Here is an 18,892-nt window from a genome sequence, read left to right on the forward strand (position 1 = left end):
TGGTCAGTTCGCCATCGGTCAGGCCGCTGACGTTCACACCGGCCAGGCTGTAGTTGCCGTCGGCATCCACGGTGGTCGTGACTTCAACCGGATCACCGCCGTTTGCAGAGGTGATCGTGATCTTCACTTCGCCGCCGTCTGGCACGTCGGTGCTGGTGCCGCGGATGTCCACGGTTTGCGCTGCGTCATCCACGGTGGTGCTGGTGATGGTTAGATCGCCCGCGGTCGCATCCAGGTCAGCGGTGTCTTGATCTCTCACCGTGTCGCCGTTGTTATCAAGCGCGGTGGCAACGATGGTCAGTTCGCCATCGGTCAGGCCGCTGACGTTCACACCGGCCAGGCTGTAGTTGCCGTCGGCATCCACGGTGGTCGTGACTTCAACCGGATCACCGCCGTTTGCAGAGGTGATCGTGATCTTCACTTCGCCGCCGTCTGGCACGTCGGTGCTGGTGCCGCGGATGTCCACGGTTTGCGCTGCGTCATCCACGGTGGTGCTGGTGATGGTTAGATCGCCCGCGGTCGCATCCAGGTCAGCGGTGTCTTGATCTCTCACCGTGTCGCCGTTGTTATCAAGCGCGGTGGCAACGATGGTCAGTTCGCCATCGGTCAGGCCGCTGACGTTCACACCGGCCAGGCTGTAGTTGCCGTCGGCATCCACGGTGGTCGTGACTTCAACCGGATCACCGCCGTTTGCAGAGGTGATCGTGATCTTCACTTCGCCGCCGTCTGGCACGTCGGTGCTGGTGCCGCGGATGTCCACGGTTTGCGCTGCGTCATCCACGGTGGTGCTGGTGATGGTTAGATCGCCCGCGGTCGCATCCAGGTCAGCGGTGTCTTGATCTCTCACCGTGTCGCCGTTGTTATCAAGCGCGGTGGCAACGATGGTCAGTTCGCCATCGGTCAGGCCGCTGACGTTCACACCGGCCAGGCTGTAGTTGCCGTCGGCATCCACGGTGGTCGTGACTTCAACTGGATCACCGCCGTTTGCAGAGGTGATCGTGATCTTCACTTCGCCGCCGTCTGGCACGTCGGTGCTGGTGCCGCGGATGTCTAGGGTCGCGTCGCCGTTATCCACAGTCGCCACCACGCTCAGCGCGGCATCAACCGCATCCAGTACCGCACTGGTGTCGGCCTCAACGGTGTTGCCGTTGTTGTCGGTGGTGCTCGCATCGATGGTCAGCGGGCCGTCGGTCAGGCTTTCCACATCGACGTTTTCAACCACGTAGCTGCCGTCGGCGCCCACGGTGGCCGTGGTGGTGACGGTCGCGCCGTTCTGGTCGGTGATGGTGATGTTCACCATGCTGCCGTCGGCAACGTCGGCGCTGGTGCCGCTGATGTCTAGGGTCGCGTCGCCGTTATCCACAGTGGCAGCAACGGTCAGCGTAGCATCGGCATCGGCATCGGCGTCTGAATCAGCATCGGCATCGGCATCGGCATCGGCATCAGCGTCTGCATCAGCGTCGGCATCGGCGTCTGAATCAGCATCAGCGTCCGCATCGGCATCCGCGTCGGCGTCAGAATCCGCATCAGCATCCGCATCGGCATCTGCGTCAGAATCAGCATCCGCGTCGGCATCAGCATCCGAATCGGCATCGGCGTCCGAGTCAGCGTCCGCATCGGCGTCGGCGTCGGCATCGGCATCGGCGTCGGCATCGGCGTCGGCATCGGCATCGGCATCGGCATCTGCGTCGGCATCGGCATCTGCGTCGGCATCGGCATCGGCATCAGAATCCGCATCCGCATCCGCATCCGCGTCGGCATCCGCGTCGGCGTCGGCGTCGGCATCCGCATCGGCATCTGCATCAGCGTCTGCATCAGCATCTGAATCGGCGTCCGCATCAGCATCAGCATCGGCATCGGCGTCAGAATCAGCATCAGCGTCCGCATCGGCGTCGGCGTCCGCATCCGCATCGGCATCAGCGTCTGCATCCGCATCAGCGTCTGCATCAGCATCGGCATCTGCATCCGCATCGGCGTCAGAATCAGCATCCGCGTCGGCATCGGCATCTGCGTCGGCATCGGCGTCAGCATCCGCATCCGCGTCAGCATCAGCATCGGCATCTGCATCTGCATCTGCATCTGCATCAGCGTCTGCATCAGCATCTGAATCGGCGTCCGCATCAGCATCAGCATCGGCATCGGCGTCAGAATCAGCATCAGCATCAGCGTCCGCATCGGCGTCGGCGTCCGCATCCGCATCGGCATCAGCGTCTGCATCCGCATCAGCATCTGCATCCGCATCGGCGTCAGAATCAGCATCCGCGTCGGCATCGGCATCGGCATCGGCATCGGCATCCGCATCGGCATCGGCATCGGCGTCTGCATCCGCGTCGGTGTCGTCTAGATCTGTTGTAGCAGCGGCTAGGCCACCATCAAATTCAACGAACTCGGCCCCTTCAAGGCCGCCTTCAGTGCTAAAGCTAAGCGGGTCGGTTTCTTCGGCAATACGAGCAAGGCGCACAAAGCTGCTACCACCACCGCCACCGCCGGCTGCTCCACCGGCTGCAGTCGCATCTAACAGTTCGAGTAGGTCGCCATCTTCATCATTAAGAGCAGTGAGCAGCGCTTCTAGATCGTCATCCTGGATGCTGGCATCAGTGGCTACAATCGCGTCAACATCAAGTTCGGGGGTAACCGCAACTTCTTGGCCGCCTTCGACAACGTTAACGCCTGTTCCGTCGGCAAAGTCTAGCTCTACCCGGCCATCTGCAGACGTGATGATCGTTTCGCCTTCCTGAAGAACGTCGCCAATGCGAAGTTCACGCAGGTTGCCGTCTTCGTCACGTGCCCATGCCTGACCTGAAATTGCGATAACTGTTGCCATGTGCTGTATCCACCCGCTGCTTCATCAAAGAGGTTGCCGTTTTTGGTGAAAATTCAATAAAGTGAACTTTTATTAACGGCATTTTGTAGCAAGATTAATCGTGATGACGACGAATTCATATTGTACTGGTGGACAGTACTACCACGGCGATAGGAAAAGACGGGCATGCTGAAAGCTAGGATGAGGCTTTAATACTCAACGGCGCTTTTCACGGGAGAGTTTTGCTCATCCGCGAGTGTAATGACCTCGTAGGCTTTTATAAGCCCAGACATCATGTTGAGTGCGCCTGAGTCATTATGAAGATGACAACGTTGGCAAAATTCGTGCGCTCGCGCCGCTAATGCAACGCAGTTTGCCGCTTGGGTGGGTGAGTCAAACCCATGCCAAGGTTGCTGACTATCAGCGCTTTCCCATTGGCTATTGATAACCTCAAGTATTTCCGCCTGTAGCTTTGCTGATAGAGGCCAGTGCGCGCCCAATGTGTCATATACCCAACCCTGCCAGTCCAATAGCAGCATGTGATTGTCTATAACGGCCATGCGGGCGCTACTAGGATTTTGTACCGTTAGACACTGGGGAACCCTTTCCACTTCAGCGATCATAAACGGCCATAGCTGCATGAAACGCTCGACTTGAAAGCTCTGTCGGTCTTGTTGTGTCAGGTAGGCAAAGTGTGAAGCTGCCACTTTCTTCATGCGCTCGGGTAAAGAGGCAAACGTTGCTGTGTATTGGGTAATCAGATGATTGGGCAAAGGAACATGGCATAGGCATTGCCGCAACTCATTCATCCAAGGCTTACGCTCTTCGGAATTCTTCCACTGAGGTGGCTTGTCTCCTATTTCCACCAACACAAAATGACACCAGGGTAACTGTCCACTAGCTCGTAAAACAGGCACCGTGGGCATAGCACTTTGAGACATCGCACTTTGAGACATCACACTTTGAGACACCGCACTTTGAGACACCACACCATGGCAATAGCCTCCTATTTCATTCAAAAGCGCAGTTTCATGCAGTGCTTCGTTCTCTCGGGCAGCGATATAGCACTTTAGCAATACATAATATGGCAAGCCGTTGCTATCCGTTTCACAAACTAATACGTGCGCTACGGATCGCCCATAGAGTAAACGGCATTGCAAAATTTCAAGATCGCCGACACAGTATTTGCTCTCAATCAACCATGACGGTAGCCACTGTTGAAGAGTCGCTTGTTCAAAGCGTTGGACAAAGTCCGTGGTTAGCGAGAAAGAAATCTGTTGGGAGCGAGGTAAAAGCAGCATATTAATCTGCTGAAAATACTTGATGATACTCAAGAAATTGACCAACCCATTAACACTGGCCACCATTAGTTGGCGCATTGCTAGCAGCAATATAAATAGCGTCAACAGTGGCCGCATTGTGCCATTGAGATAATCGAGGACAATAATCAAAAAACCCAAAGCAAAGCTGATATTGATGACGGTCAGAACGTTACCTTGCAGGGTATTCTGAATAGTTTGCACCCGCTCAAAGCGGTAGTAAAAGCTAACCATCATCACCAACCCCAACACACATGCCACTGCCAATAGCGCGAGCAGAGGGTGTAGAAAAGCGATCATCAAGCAGAAAAGCAGTGCGATCACCGCTGACGACAGGGCACCTATCACAATGCCAAGTACACGCTTGCCAACTAATCGATGGTTGGCAACTAGCCGGGTTTTATTCAAAAGCCCTAGGATTAGGGACGAAAGCTGGGCAATGGCTTTTGTAATTAACCATTTAAGTAAGGCGTAGGCGCAAAAGCAGAGTACGGCCGCTACGATTAATACCGCTATTTTGGCACCATGGGATTCTGTTCCAGGTACCCAGCCATCTATGCGGCTACGCCCGGTCATCAACACTTGAAGCAACTGCCAGGGTAGCACTAGGCTTGCCAACAGCATGACCTGACTTACAATTTGCATTAACAGGATCGTTAATACACGCCAACGAAACGGCCATAGCACCGCGCGCGCTAACGCAGCCATTAGGTCGAGAACTTGATCTCCGTGAATCTCCTCTCTCTCCCTGTTAGTCGTCGGGTTACTCATCGATTAATCATTGGTTCTATAAGTTGCATGAAGGCACGTAATTCGTCCGGTTGATCGGCTATCGGCTTATACGTTGAAACGGCATCATGGATGGCAGATAAAATGACTCTATTGTGACGCAGGCTACGCTGCTCTGCCTCTGTCCAACCATACACGGGCCATTGCTCTTGATGGGCCAGTGTCGCGCCAGCCTCATTGAGTGAGGCGAAAAGTAACGGTAGAAAGGCATGGCCATAAAACTCGCTCGCTGCCACTACTTGGCTGCCATCGTGGTAGCGCTTATCGTGTAGCTCCTTCTGAATTGAGCGACTGCCCTGCGAGTCAAGCAGATAAAACAGTCGCTGCCAAAAGGTCGCTGCGCCATAGTTTGCTTGCATCACTGATTCAAGCGCTTCGGCATTCACAGGTAAGGGGGTCCCCTCTTGTGCACCACCTCTCTGCGCATCCTCTCTAAAGAGAGATTCCGACCAACGAGCTAACCCTTCATGCACCCAAGCTTGCTTGAACATCATGTGGGCATTTTGATACAGATGAAACAGCTCATGGGCAGGGGTTAAGTTTTCAGCAGCATTTACCTGCCCACCTAACGCCATACGAATATGGCAATCAGGCACAGTAGGGCTGCGTACTACTTCATCATACGCTTGCCCACCACGTGACTGGTCAGCACGTAATATCACCATAATGAAGTTTGCACGCTGATAGCGTGGCATGAGCAAGGGTGGGGTAAGCCCAAGAACGTCACGATAGACTAGATTGGCGGCATTAAGCTGTCTTTCCAAGTCATCACGTTGTGTAGTGCTCAGCGCCCCAATCTCTTCAACGACCTCGATAAAAAAGTGAGCCTCCTCCAGTCCCAACGTTTGGTTCGGCCCGTTTGTTAATATCTGGAGAGGTGCATCACGTTGCAGGTAATGACACTCCCCTGCTTCTGGGGTCGGCTGAGCGGCTACTGGCGTTAGCTTAGCCGTGGCTATGCAAAGCAGTAGTAGAGTGATCCACCAATGGTGAGTTAACGGTAGATGTTTACTCATAAGGTAGCGGGGGGAAAAGCGCGTGTAGCCCAATGCCATGGGATGCTTTAACAAGCACGCTATCATGGGGCATTAGGTGGTGCGGTAGCGCTGCCTTAAGGGCTTTAACATCCGCAAAGTGAAACACGCCAGCAGCCTCTCCACCCAATAAGGGTGCTAACACTTGGCAGCGCTGACCACAGAGCAGTAATTCCCTAGCTGATAGTGAGGCAAGAAGAGGAGCAAGCTCCTGGTGTAGCCGTTCAGTCTCTGCGCCCAGCTCTAGCATATCGCCAATAATCACCAGCTTTTTGCTCGCATCCACAGCGAGCGAAGAGAAGGCTTCCAACGCCATACGCATCGATAAAGGGTTAGCGTTGTACGTTTCATCGTACAGTGTGATTGGCACGGCGTGACAATGTGTGGCCCGTACTTCGCCTCGCCCTGCCACTGCTTGAAAAGTGGCCAGCCGAGATATAACGGTGTCTAGCGGTAAATTATCGTGCCTAGCCACCGCCAGTACTGCCATGGCATTCAGCATCATATGCCGCCCTGCAGCGCTCATGCCAAGTTCATACACACTTCCATCACACATAATCCGGGCGCTATTCCCTGCAAACGCAAGCATGCGTATATCTGCGTCGGGGTGCTCACCGAAACTGACCACCTGCAGGTGATAGCGCCTTGCCTGTTCGGCCAGATAAGCATAATGAGGCATATCGCGGTACAGAATAGCGACCCCATTAGAGGGCATGCTCTGAAAAATAAGCGCTTTCTTACGGGCAATTTCGTCTAGTGAGCGGTGATACACCAGGTGCGATGCCGCAATATTAGTGATTATGGCGATATCTGGGCGAGCAAGATCCGTATTCTGAGCCATTGAACCGATGGCCATTTCAACCACCCAGTACGCTGCCTCTTGCGGCATTGAAGCGATGTTCCAGGCAATGCCAACCGGTAAGTTAGCACTGCCTTGCGTTTGTCCTACGGCGCCGGTGTAGCTCAGTGCATGGGCCAGCATTGCTACTGCCGTTGTTTTACCCGCGCTGCCAGTAATACCGACGACGCGACCAGCGTAACTGCGCCGCTGCCACTGTCCTATCGCCAGCGTTGCTGCTCGCACATCAGCTACGTGTAACACAGGCACATCGATACCATGATATAACTCAGGGTCATCGCAAATGACAGCGGAAGCGCCTTTACTCACCAGAGACTTCACCGCGGCGAATGGCAAAAAACCTTTCTCCATTCCCTTGCCCCGCGCGATAACCACTTGCCCCGTTTGAAAAGATCTTGGCCAGCAGCATAGGCCTCTTGCTAGCCACTCATCAGGTGGAGTTGATATCCATACTCCCTCGGTTATCGAGGCAATAGTTTTAGCATCCAAGCGCTGCCCCAATAGTGGCGACTTAATGGTGGCATAGCTTGCCTCACGCAGCATCTGCTGATACGCCACCAGCCCCGATAAGTAGTGCTCTACATCGTCAATCCTAACGCGGAAACTGTGATGGCGAATAAAAAAGCCATCCACAACAGTCGCCGGAGCTTTAAAGTACATCGCGACTTCCGGCCAGAAAAAGCCGTTCAGCAGATAGTTCGCCCTAGCATGCAAAGCGCGGTAAAACGCATTGACATCAAAGCCATTCAGCACATCGGCTAAATCAGGCCGTTGCTCAAGCTTAAGCAGCGTTTTATGAAACGCCATCGACAGCTCAAGTAGCGTGGGGAAAGTGGTGATCCGCTCGTGGATAAAATCGACATAGCCCGCGATATTGCGCACGGCAAACGCAAAGTATTTACGCTCTGGGCGGTGCGCCACCAGTTCATTGGAACAATAGGCAAGCCAATGGTCGTGGGCATTTTCGTGACCGCTAGCAATAAAGTAGTCAAACGCGTTGACCACGCAGTCTAGCCAACGGTTATTTCGGGTATGGTCATAAAGCCGCATTAGGGCAAAAGCCGCTTCGCCATCGTAATAAATGATCCGGGACTTTTCCCTAACGGACAAATCAGCCGCATTAAGTACGTGCACAAAGCTCCCATCGGCCTCTTGCATTCTTGTAATGCCAAGTGCCAGTGCATCTGCCAGCGCTGCATAACGATCGTCGCCCGTGACCTGGTGATACTTCACTAATGCAAGAATGGCGACCGCGTTGGCTCCCAACTTAATGATGTCGCCAACATCCACCACATAGGCTGCGCCTTGGCGGTAAATAACAAACTGGGAACATAAGCCCGACAGCGCACCGGCAATCTGCTGGCGTATCAGGCTGAGCTGTTCGTTACTTAACAGTCGCTGTTCCGCACAGGCCTCATAGCCTTCTAGCAAAGCATAGGTACTGCTAGCGTGCCGCAATACGTTGTAGGTATTAATGTGGCGATCAAAGCAGGGAAAATAGCCATACACATAGCGGCCATCTTCCTTCATCTGCTTACCTAAAAAACGGGTGGAACGCGCGATTAACTCTCCTGTGGATGCCGCTGTTAGAGGAGGAGCTTCTCGCCTTCCCCAGCATCTTGGTTGAGTCTCTAGACCATGAACGCGAGCAGTTTCGCCGCTAACATCCACGAATACGCCAGCAGTAGAAAAGCTCCAAACTGGCATAGTATCGCCAAAGTCAGGCATCTGGCTTGAACCATGACGCGCTTTTATATAGCGCTCTAAGTGCCCCAGATTAACATCGGCATGCACCACCTGATTGCCTGCGTATAGGCAGGCATTAGCGTTAAGCTCCATTTCTGTGAGTAAAAGCCGAGGAAGCTTCGTGCCCACAAACGCTAAGCCACTACGAAAATAGTTGCGTTTATAACGCTTAATGTTTTGCTTTAGCGTCTGCCACTGCCATTCACGCACTGCAAAAGGCCACTCCAAGCGACACCACACCAATGGGTGCTGAAACTTTCGCTCAAGCCGTTGCAGTGCCTGTTTCAACGCGGGGAGTAAAGCTGCCCAGTTGCCTGCCTGCAGGCTGCTCACATCAATCTGCACAGTAGCGACTTGAGCGCGCCCATAGCCATCGCTTGCTGATAGCAGCATTAGCTGAGCAAACTCTGCTGGCTGTGCATGCTTGTTCAACCATATCGGCACCACCGTTTCACCGATGCCATCTAAAGCGAGCGCAACGTTGACCGCTTGGGCAGAAGGCCCAGCTTTTTCAGCGCCCGATTTGCTTAATGGGGGCAAGCCAGGCAGTGAAGAACGTGTATTGTTGGGCATTTAATTGCTCAAAAATAAGGGCTGACGTATGAAGCTGAACGCCATGCACATGCACAGCACACATGCAGGTATATCAACTAAAACTGTTCTAACGTGCGTTCTGCAACCGGCGTTAGCTTCAAAATTAGCTGTAAGCGATCACGGACAGCTAACTTCTTGAAGATGGCACTTAAGTGGGCCTTCACCGTACGTTCCGTAATGTCTAATTGGCGCGCGACTTCTTTATTGGTTGCACCACGAGCAACGGCTAGCGCCACACCCCGCTCGCGCTCCGTTAATAGGTTCAAATAGTCACTCTGCTGATGCTCCGCACCTTGCTGACGTTTTTGTAGCGCCTTAAAAGTGCCACCTACCACCTTGGCAAGCAGCTCTTGTCCCACCCATATACCTTGATTAGACACCACGAGGGCGACTTGGATAAGGACGTCAGAAGCTGCCAGTGTATGGACATAGCCACGCGCCCCGAGGTCCAGCGCCTTAAGCGCCTCACGATCGTTAGGCACATAGCTGAGTATCACGACAATGGCACTATTTGCAGTTATCGCCGGAATCAGCTCACTCCAATTTTCGACCATCGTTGTTAGCCATGCCACGTCACCCGGCTGCACTTGATCCACTATTTTATCTGGCGTGGTGGCCATGCTTGCAGGAAAAGCACTTTCCCAGCGCGCCTTTAGGCGTCCATCCGTTGTCACAAACCAGTGTTTCATTAGCGCTCCCCCATGGAATCTCGCCACGCCCTTAAAACAGGTTTTAATAAGAACTGCATCACCGTTCTTTTGCCTGTCACAATATCGACTTGTGCCGTCATCCCTGGAATAACCTGCAGCCGGTCAGTAATACTTTCATCTTGCAAACTACGAACCCGGACCAAATAAAACGTATTACCGTCGTCGTCAGTAATCGTATCTGCACTGATGTGGTCAAGCTCAGCCTGCAGCCCACCATATATGGCGTAGTCGTAGGCAGTGAGTTTGATCGTTGCAGGCTGCCCAGGATGTAGAAAGGCAATATCCTGAGGAGCAATACGGGCTTCAACCAGTAACTGGTCATCGCTGGGCACGATATCCAATACTTCTTGTCCTGGCTGGACCACCCCACCAATCGTACTGATATGAATACGCTGAATCACACCATCGACAGGCGAGCGTATTTCGGTAAGTCGCACCCTGTCCTGAAGCCCCGTGCCTGACTGCTGAAGTGCATTTAAATCGCCTAACGTCTGAGCGAGCTCATTTCGCCACTCACTTCTACGTTCGGCACCTAGCTCAAGTAACTGCCCCTCCGCTTCTTCCACTCCCGCTTCCAGACGTGAAACAGCAGCGGCAGCTTGATTGCGCTCACCAGTGGCACGCGACACTTCACGCTGTAAGCGCAATACCTCAACTTCTGAAACAGCACCTGAGGCAAGCAATGGGCGAGTTAAGTTAAGCTCTTGCCCTGCCATACTTGCTTCACGCTGGGCAGTATCACGACGTGCCTGCGCTTCCCGAAGTTCTTCTCGACGTTGCCGAATACGATCGTTGAGCACGTTTTCTTGTTCGCGTAGCTCTTCGCGGCGGCTTTCATACACCTCACGTTCTTGCATCACGATATTAGGCACTTCTTGGCGCAGCTCTTCAGACGGCTCAAAAGCGGTGCCAGTCGCCAACGCCCTTAGCCGCTCTGCACGTGCTTCTAGTGCAAAACGCTGGGCACGGTTTTCGCGAAAATCAGACACAAACCGGGTTGGGTCAATTTGCATTAACACCTCTCCGGCACTGACCACCTGCCCTTCTCGCACCATGATCTGCTCTATCACACCGCCGTCAAACGACTGTATGCGCTGCAGTTGGCTTGCTGGAATAACCCGCCCCGCGCCACGGGTCACTTCATCGATGGCAGCAACCGATGCCCAAACCACCAGCACAATAATGGTCAGTAAAACGGTGTAGAGAAATAGCCGAGCGCGAATAGGCTCTTGCTGCATACGCGCCCAGTCAGTGTCGCTCGCCCAATCACGACTGAGGTGCGCCGAGGTAACTCGCCGAGCAAACAGCCTATCCATAAACGGACGAAACGGTTTCTGCCCTTTCTCAGAAAAACGACCAATGGCCTCAAAGCTTTTTTGTTCAGACGTGGAGGTGTTTTTTTTCGCCATTTACGACGCCCTCCCAATCTGCCCTTTGCGCAATGCCTCGACCACGGTATCGCGCGGACCATCCGCCACTACTTTGCCAGCATCCATAACGATGATGCGGTCAACCAGGGATAACAGCGAGGTACGGTGGGTAACAACGAGAATAGTTTTCCCAGGTGCAACACTGGAAAGGTTAGCTTTAAACGCTTCTTCGCTGGCGTTATCCATTGAGCTGGTTGGCTCATCAAGCAACAGAATGGGTGGGTCTTGTACAACCGCTCTTGCGATTGCAACAGCTTGTTTTTGACCGCCTGAAAGCGCTTGGCCACGCTCACCTACCTCAAGGTCGACGCCTTTGGGATGGCTATTAACCAATGATTCTAGACCCGCAATTTCGATCGCTCTGAGTAGCGCCTCGTCATCAACCCGGTCGTTTCCACCACCCGCGACAATATTATCCCGCAGCGTGCCAGCAAACAGGCTGACATCCTGAGGCACATAACCAATATGACGACGAAGCTGGAGGGGATCTAGCTGACGAATATCAACGCCATCCACCAGCACCGCGCCGGATACGGGCTGATAAAAACCAAGTACCAGCTTATTCAGCGATGATTTTCCGCAGCCAATACGGCCGAGCAACGCGACTTTTTCACCGGCTTTGATAGAAATCGAGACATCACGCAATGCCTCTCTTTCTTCATTGGGATAGCGCAAGGTGACTTTCTCTAAGCGGATGCTGCCGGTAAAACTGGGCTTTTCTACGTAAGCCTTGCCTTCGTGGCGCTCCACGCTCTTGGCCATCACGCCATTTAAAGATTCCAGGGCAGTTGAGGACTGATGATATTGAGCCAGTAAAGCAGCCGCTTGGCTAACAGGCGCCATTGCCCGGGAAGAGAGCATATAGGCAGCAATCAACCCACCTTGGGTCAAGTTGCCTTCAATAATTTGATAGACACCGATGATAATGACGCACACGGCCACGCTGTGCTGCGCCCACTGAGCAACGCTTGAAACCGAAGAACTCACCATTTTGAGTTGGGCACCGGTTCTTGATAAGAAAGCAGATGCTTTTTCCCAATGGCGTTGAATTCGGCTTTCAGCGCGCAGCGCCTTGACGTTTTCTAATTGAGAAACGGACTCTACCAACAACGCATTACGTTGCGCCCCCACTTCCCAAGTTGTTTGTGAAAGCTCATGTAATTTGCCTTGTGCTGCAAGGGCATATAAAAGCACGAAAACAATCCCTATGAGCACTGGCAACACAAGCCAGGGGTTGATCAGTGCAATGATGGCCGCAAAAAGCAGTACAAAGGGCAAGTCCACTATGCCAAGAATGGTTGCAGAGCCGATAAACGCCCGCACCGATTCAAACGATTGAAGCGTTGAGGTAAACGAACCTGTTGACGCTGGCCGCTCCTCTAAGCGCAACCCCAACGTTTTCGCCATTATTGACGAAGAGAGCTTTACATCTGCTCGACTGGCTGCCAAATCAACAAAGCTGCTACGCATTAAGCGCAGCGCTAAGTCAAAGCACAGCACAATAAAAATGCCAATTGCCAGCACCCAAAGCGTTTCAGTGGCCTGATTGGGTACAACACGATCATAGACATTTAACACAAACAGCGGCATTGCTAGCGCAAATAAATTGATAGCCACCGACCCTAAAACAATATCGCGATAGAGACGCCGATTCTCACGAATAACGCCCCAGAACCAGTGCTGGTCACCGCGTTTTTTAACTCCAGGTTCTGAAGCACTATCAACTCTAAATTTTGGTCGCACATAGATGGCTTCACCGCTATAACCTGCGTGAAGTTCCTCTAACGATATTTCCGTATCGGCTTCTGACAGCTCAGGAAACATTACTTTTGCTTTTTGCTGCTTGAGATCCAACCCAAGCAACACACAAGCACGCCCCGGCTCCAACAATAAAATTGCGGGAAATAGGGCAGGATTTAGTCCCGAAAGCTTACTTTTCACAATATGCGCAGTAAGCCCTGCTCGCGAGGCTGCTCGCCCAAAGACAGAAGGAATTAACTTCCCTTGCTCTAAAGGCAAGCCTGCTTTTAAGGCTTCTGAGGACACTTCGTGCTGATAATATGAAGCAACTGCCTTCAAACACTCCAGTAACTCATCGCTTGATTCTTGCCCACCACTACGGGCAGCCCCAGAAACTGACAGCTCACTTTGCGTCACAAAAACCTCATTTCCCTTCCGAAATTTGAATATCTCGGATGACTAGATGCCCATAGTTCACTACTCAGCCACGCGTCACAAACGCATCCGCATAGCCAGATCCTTGCAGCTCAGACTGCAATGACTTTGCATCATTCAGGGATTCGAAGGGCCCTACTTGCACGCGAAAATTCCCTGCAGCTGCCACTACTCTAGCACTGCTGGATAACTGGTTATTCAATTGACGGCTCAGTGCCTCAGCACGCTCAATAGCACTTAAAGACGCCACCTGAACATAAAGTCCCTGCGTTTGACTTGGTGCTGATACGTTCGTGACAGTGGCTTCAATAGGGGCAGCCATTACCAGCTCCTCAGATTCTGAGTAAGCACTTTGCGGACTATCGGCTTGCTGCGCAGAAATCCCACGGGTGAAATCATCTAAGGTAAAGCCACGCGGCCCCTCTACACCGCAAGCCATGCGAATGTTGTCAGCCATATCCTCGTAGCCCAGCTCATCAAGGCTTGGAATATCTTCACGGCTTACTTGCAGGGTATGCATTAGCTGCCCCATAGCCGCTAGGGTACGCGCTTCTGCTAGCGTCAAATCAAACTGTGCATTGGCATAGGCACGGCTAGCTTCAAAGTACTCGTTCTCACTATCTAGAAGGTCGAGCAAGGTGCGCTGGCCAATATCGAACTGCTGTTGGTATGCACCGCGGACACGGTCAATTGATTGACGATGTTCGTTCAAATATTCCAACTGCTCTTTTAAGCGCTGGGTGTCGTTATAAGCAATTTGTGTCGTTTGCCTAACGTTGGTACATGCGGTTTCTCGCTGACTCTCTGCTTGTTCAATTCTTGTCGTCGCTGCATTGAAGGCAGCATAGTCCGAACCGCCTCGATAAAGGTTCATGCTCGCCACCAGCTGAATGCTGTGTTCATCACTGCGACCAGCAATCGAATCATCTTGGTTATTCGTGCCTGTACGTCCTTGAATATCTAGACGAGGCATAAAGGCAGCGCGAGCGCCTTCACGCTCTGCACGTTGTACAGCAATATTTTCAATCGCCGCGTGAAATTCAGGGTTACCCTGGAACGCTAGCTCTATGGCTTGGCTAACATCGGTAGGTAAGTCATCGGCAAGAGAAGGCGCAGGTGCCATATTTTGTGCGGGAAGCGTGCCAACAATTCGCTGAAAACGGGCAGTAACATCGTGAAGGTTTGATGCTTCAGACATCAGGTTGGATTCGGCTAACGCCAGACGGCCGCTAATTTGTTCAAGATCAACACCGCGCCCTGCCCCCGAATTAAAACGCTCTTCGATTTGCGTTAATACGCGCTGATGTTCACGGTAGTTATCCTGCGCTAAGCGCACTAACTCGCGATAGCGTGCTACGTCTAGGTAGGTACGAAAGGCTTCAAGGGCAATTTCTTCACTAGCCCCCAGCAACTCAAAATAGGCGACTAGCCGAGAGCGGTCTAAGCGCTCAACCTCACTGCGGGTTGCAAAACCATCAAAAACCATCTGGGTTAACGTCAGTTCTGCAAAATCACTATCGTAACTGCCACGCCCATCATTTTGCTGATCCTGTCTTCCAACACCAGCACTGACATCAATCGTAGGTAAGTAACCACCTTGCGCCTCTCGAACGTCATTGCCGGACGCCCGAAAATTTGCCCAGGAAGCATTGACTTGGGGATTGGTGATAATAGCTTGTTGAATGCTGCTTGAAAGTGTTGTGCTGCCTGGCGCATAAAGTGTAGCAGGAAGCGACTGCCCCAAAGCAGAGAGAGGAAGACAGACGAACGTCGTCACCGTGAGCGGTCGAATTGCGCGCTGAAAAAAAACTGTATTTAGGAACCCAGTATTTAGCGTTGTTTTGATGCCATTTTTCATCGTTGTTAATCCCTAATGAATATTTACGCTGCTAGCTAAAGGTGCAGCGGCTCTACGCCACCTACCCTGGGGCATGGTTCTTTTTGGTCTTACTTACTAGCTAATGCTCAGTGCGATCTAGACGTGGTTCGGTGACGCTCCCTTGCTCAGATTTTTCATTCAGTAGCATTAGTGGAAAACCACACTATAAAGCCAAACGTCACAAAATTTTACAATATAAATCTTAAAAAAACACTATATCGCCGATTTCCGGTTGGTTGTTAAACGCAATTGCTGTAGCGCTAGCCCAAGTAGAATCAGCCCTAAACCAATAAGCGTTGACACCAACAACGGCTCCCCCACCACTAAATAGAGCAACAGCAAGGAAACCGGAGGCGAAAGAAAGATTAGATTAGAAACCTTAGCAGTCCGCGAAACCTTACGAACTGCCATTTGCCAAAGCACAAACGCCACTCCCATTTCGAAAAGCCCTACGTAGACCCCAGCGCCTAACGCCTGCCACCCATGCCAGTTAAGCCCTGGCCCAACAAAGAATAGCAGCGCCGTTAAAACAGGCAAGCCAACGCTGAAGTTCTGCCATTGCGCAATTAAGGGTGCTCGCTCATCACGCGCGTTAAGCAACCAATACATCGCCCATAGCAACGTCGATAAAAGTGCAAACACCACACCTAGTGGGTCTGCAAAATCAACGTTGAAGATATTGCCGCGGGTGGCGATTACCCAAACACCGGCATAGGCAATAAGCCCCGCCACTATATCCATACGTGTCAGCCGCTGGCCTAGGATCGGCACAGCCAAAAGTGCCATCGCCAATGCCCAGGTATAATTCAAGGCCATGGCTTCTTGACCTGGCAACCGATCATAAGCAGCAAATAGCACCAGATAATAAGCAACCGGGTTCATTAACCCCGCCCAAGCGGCAGTACGCCAACCATGGCGAAGCGCTTGTGGTAGATGCCCCTGCTTCACCATCAAGACAGACATGAATACCCACGACACCAGAGCCGCAAGCCACATCAATTCCAGTGGGCTCATCCAAGCAAGCGCAACTTTAAAAGCGGTGGCAACCGTCGACCATAGCGCGACCGCTCCAAGCCCATACAATATCGCTTGACGATCTTGGTTCATCGGTCGATATGCCCCAGGTCTCGGGCTGGCTCAATCTGATCTCGTACGCGCTGCTTTAAAACTTTGATATCTGGAAAACCGCCATCGCGCTGCCTTTCCCATAGCAATGTCTCATCACACCAGATTTCAAAAGTTCCACCGTGAGAGGGAGATAATGCAACTTCTGCTAGGCTTTCACCGAAGGTTGAAAGAAGCTCTTGAGCATACCAAGCACTTCGCAACAGCCAATGGCATTGCGTGCAATAACGTATTTGAATACGTGACATTCAGGGGGTTCCTTAACGTTTTAATAGGGGCATCCTTACCTTTCATTCTGTCACCTTACATTTGCTACTGCCAAGGACCCCTCATGGCTGAACATAATGTTTCTCAAACACGAGTTTACGAATGGCTGACCAGCGATGATGATAGCCGAATGTGCGATGACATTCCCGACGAGGCATGTCAGGAGCAGCCACATAATTTCTTCCTGCATCTTTGCGCTTCGTTAGGTAATAAACTTGCTGATGAGCTATCTAGCGCCCGATTGGTCTTGCCTTGGTTAATGGGCATTATTGGCGCTCCTGTATGGATGGTAGGCCTGTTAGTACCTATCCGTGAAGCGGGTGCTCTGTTGCCGCAGCTTTTCGTAGCTGGTTTTATTCGCTTAAAACCAACGCGCAAATGGGTATGGGTAGCAGGCGCACTGATACAGGCCCTAGCGGCATTAGCGTTAGCACTGCTAGCACTGGCGGGCAGCGGCTCTTTGGGGGGCGCGATGGTGCTAGCTACCCTGGTGTTGCTATCACTGGCGCGAGGACTCTCATCCATAGCAACGAAAGACGTGTTGGGTAAAACCATCGCTAAGCGACGCCGTGGAACTCTAATGGGGTGGAGTGGCAGCGTAGCAGGCGCCGCAACCCTGGTAGCTGGCGGCGTTCTGATGTGGTTTGGCGACCAACCCGGCAACGTAGCACTGACTATTTTACTGGTTGTTGCCGCCGCAGGATGGCTACTCAATGCAGTGAGTGCGGCGCGCATAGCGGAAGTGCCCGGCGCTGTGGAAGGCGGCGAAAACGCCTGGGATAGCATTAAGCTAGGGCTTTCTTTACTCAAAGAAGATCGCAATTTTCTAAACTTCAATCTGGCTCGCGCCCTGCTTCTTTCCAGCGCACTGGCACTCCCCTATTTAGCTCTACTAGGTCAACAACAAAGCGGTACTAACCTAGGTGGCCTTGGCCTGCTGGTAGTGGTATCAGGCATTGCTGCGATGGTGGCAAGCCCTGTATGGGGAAAGCGAGCAGACCAATCGAGCCGCCGTGTGATGAGGGATGCAGCCATCGGGACCGCCATTTGCTGTCTGCTGGGCGCAAGCCTGGCATGGCTCCCCAGCCAGTGGAGTGAAAGCGTTTGGCCTTATGCGATTATTTACGCCCTTCTGGTTATCGTTCATCACGGCGTACGCCTTGGCCGTAAAACCTACTTGGTTGATATCGCCACGCAAGAAAACCGAGCGTTGTATGTTGCGCTATCGAACACCTTAACCGGCGTATTAATGTTAGTGGTGGGCGGAGTAATTGGTGGGTTGGCACAATGGCTTGGTAGCGCGCCACTGTTGTTAATACTCGCTGGGACAGCATTCTGTGCAATGTTATCAGCCCAACGATTACCTGAGGCAGAATAGCGCTGTCGATTGCAATGCATCTCAACGCTCGCCATGATGGTAGGTAATTAGCGGTGATTAGCTGGGTTTTTGCTATTCTACCTTTATTAAGCAACATGAAATGCCGCTTAGCTCCGCGTTGATGGACAGCGCCATAGCTACGGAAGAACGAGAGCAGCAACAGGAACCCATTGATGAAACGATCTCCTTTGATCAGCCCGGAGTTACTCGAACGTATTGTTGACGCTTCTGAGGATGGCATCGTCGTTGCAGAGCAAGAAGGCGACGAAAACATCCTTATCTACGTTAACAAAGGCTTCGAACGCCTCACCGGCTACAGTGCGGATGAAATTCTTTATCGCGACTGCCGTTTTTTGCAAAATGAGGACCGCGACCAAGATGCGCTGACCTCTATTCGCGAGGCGCTAAAAGAGGGCCACCCCTCTCGCGAAGTGCTGCGTAACTACCGCAAAGACGGCACTATGTTCTGGAACGAGCTCTCCATTACGCCTGTATACGATGAAGCGGATAACTTGATGTACTACATTGGCGTGCAGAAAGACGTGACTGAGCGTGTCGAAGCTCAGCAAGCATTAGCAGCGCTCCAAAAACGTCAAGAAGTCGCAGAATAAACAAAAACACCAATAAAATATCTTCATGGGCTTGAACTTCAACCTAAGTTGCGGTAAATAGCGGCTAAGCGTATAAAAGCGCTAGGCGCTTCTTATTTCGTCTTAGTGATCGAAAGATCTTATTGATCGAACGAGAAGCCGTTGTGATGCCGGTGCGCCGGCTTGGGTTGGAG

General features: G+C 52.4%; 12 protein-coding genes (1 of these 12 only partly in view). 2 read left to right on the top strand and 10 right to left on the bottom strand.

What is annotated here, in order from left to right; translation table 11 throughout:
* The 10 genes from K1Y77_RS11655 to K1Y77_RS11700 form a co-directional block, all read right to left on the bottom strand.
* Positions 1 to 2,824, bottom strand: partial view of an Ig-like domain-containing protein gene (locus K1Y77_RS11655; protein WP_264428602.1) — the 5' end (the start) only. It extends 25,295 nt beyond the left edge of the window; the window shows 2,824 of its 28,119 coding nt (coding positions 1–2,824); it begins with the start codon at positions 2,822 to 2,824; its stop codon lies beyond the left edge, outside the window.
* Between the two features lie 188 nt (positions 2,825 to 3,012).
* Positions 3,013 to 4,893 carry an ABC transporter ATP-binding protein gene (locus tag K1Y77_RS11660; protein ID WP_264428604.1) on the bottom strand — a complete coding sequence of 627 codons (1,881 nt, stop codon included), beginning with the start codon at positions 4,891 to 4,893 and terminating at the stop codon, positions 3,013 to 3,015.
* Complete coding sequence (locus K1Y77_RS11665) at positions 4,890 to 5,927, bottom strand: hypothetical protein (protein ID WP_264428606.1); 1,038 nt, start codon at positions 5,925 to 5,927, stop codon at positions 4,890 to 4,892. The genes K1Y77_RS11660 and K1Y77_RS11665 overlap by 4 nt, the downstream gene beginning before the upstream one ends.
* On the bottom strand, positions 5,920 to 9,123 hold the full coding sequence (locus K1Y77_RS11670; protein ID WP_264428607.1) for a UDP-N-acetylmuramoyl-tripeptide--D-alanyl-D-alanine ligase: 3,204 nt from the start codon (positions 9,121 to 9,123) through the stop codon (positions 5,920 to 5,922). Before K1Y77_RS11670 ends, K1Y77_RS11665 begins: the two co-directional genes overlap by 8 nt.
* 77 nt (positions 9,124 to 9,200) lie before the next feature.
* Positions 9,201 to 9,833 carry a response regulator transcription factor gene (locus K1Y77_RS11675; protein ID WP_264428609.1) on the bottom strand — a complete coding sequence of 211 codons (633 nt, stop codon included), beginning with the start codon at positions 9,831 to 9,833 and terminating at the stop codon, positions 9,201 to 9,203.
* Positions 9,833 to 11,263 carry an HlyD family type I secretion periplasmic adaptor subunit gene (locus K1Y77_RS11680; protein ID WP_264428611.1) on the bottom strand — a complete coding sequence of 477 codons (1,431 nt, stop codon included), beginning with the start codon at positions 11,261 to 11,263 and terminating at the stop codon, positions 9,833 to 9,835. Before K1Y77_RS11680 ends, K1Y77_RS11675 begins: the two co-directional genes overlap by 1 nt.
* A complete protein-coding gene (locus tag K1Y77_RS11685; RefSeq protein ID WP_264428613.1) occupies positions 11,264 to 13,441 on the bottom strand; it encodes a type I secretion system permease/ATPase in 2,178 nt (725 codons plus the stop codon).
* Between the two features lie 64 nt (positions 13,442 to 13,505).
* On the bottom strand, positions 13,506 to 15,317 hold the full coding sequence (locus K1Y77_RS11690; protein ID WP_264428614.1) for a TolC family outer membrane protein: 1,812 nt from the start codon (positions 15,315 to 15,317) through the stop codon (positions 13,506 to 13,508).
* A 234-nt stretch (positions 15,318 to 15,551) separates the two neighbouring features.
* The gene (locus tag K1Y77_RS11695; RefSeq protein ID WP_030073259.1) at positions 15,552 to 16,445 is read right to left on the bottom strand and encodes a DMT family transporter; all 894 of its coding nucleotides are present in this window, start codon (positions 16,443 to 16,445) and stop codon (positions 15,552 to 15,554) included.
* Positions 16,442 to 16,711, bottom strand: a complete 270-nt coding sequence (locus K1Y77_RS11700) for a SelT/SelW/SelH family protein (RefSeq protein ID WP_264428616.1) — start codon at positions 16,709 to 16,711, stop codon at positions 16,442 to 16,444. Before K1Y77_RS11700 ends, K1Y77_RS11695 begins: the two co-directional genes overlap by 4 nt.
* Before the next feature lie 83 nt (positions 16,712 to 16,794).
* Between K1Y77_RS11700 and K1Y77_RS11705 the strand changes: the two genes are divergently transcribed.
* The gene (locus K1Y77_RS11705; RefSeq protein ID WP_264428617.1) at positions 16,795 to 18,108 is read left to right on the top strand and encodes an MFS transporter; all 1,314 of its coding nucleotides are present in this window, start codon (positions 16,795 to 16,797) and stop codon (positions 18,106 to 18,108) included.
* A 173-nt stretch (positions 18,109 to 18,281) separates the two neighbouring features.
* Positions 18,282 to 18,719, top strand: a complete 438-nt coding sequence (locus K1Y77_RS11710; RefSeq protein WP_030073265.1) for a PAS domain S-box protein — start codon at positions 18,282 to 18,284, stop codon at positions 18,717 to 18,719.
* Positions 18,720 to 18,892 lie beyond the last annotated feature (173 nt).

Source organism: Halomonas qaidamensis, from assembly GCF_025917315.1.
Classification (GTDB): Bacteria; Pseudomonadota; Gammaproteobacteria; order Pseudomonadales; family Halomonadaceae; genus Vreelandella; species Vreelandella qaidamensis.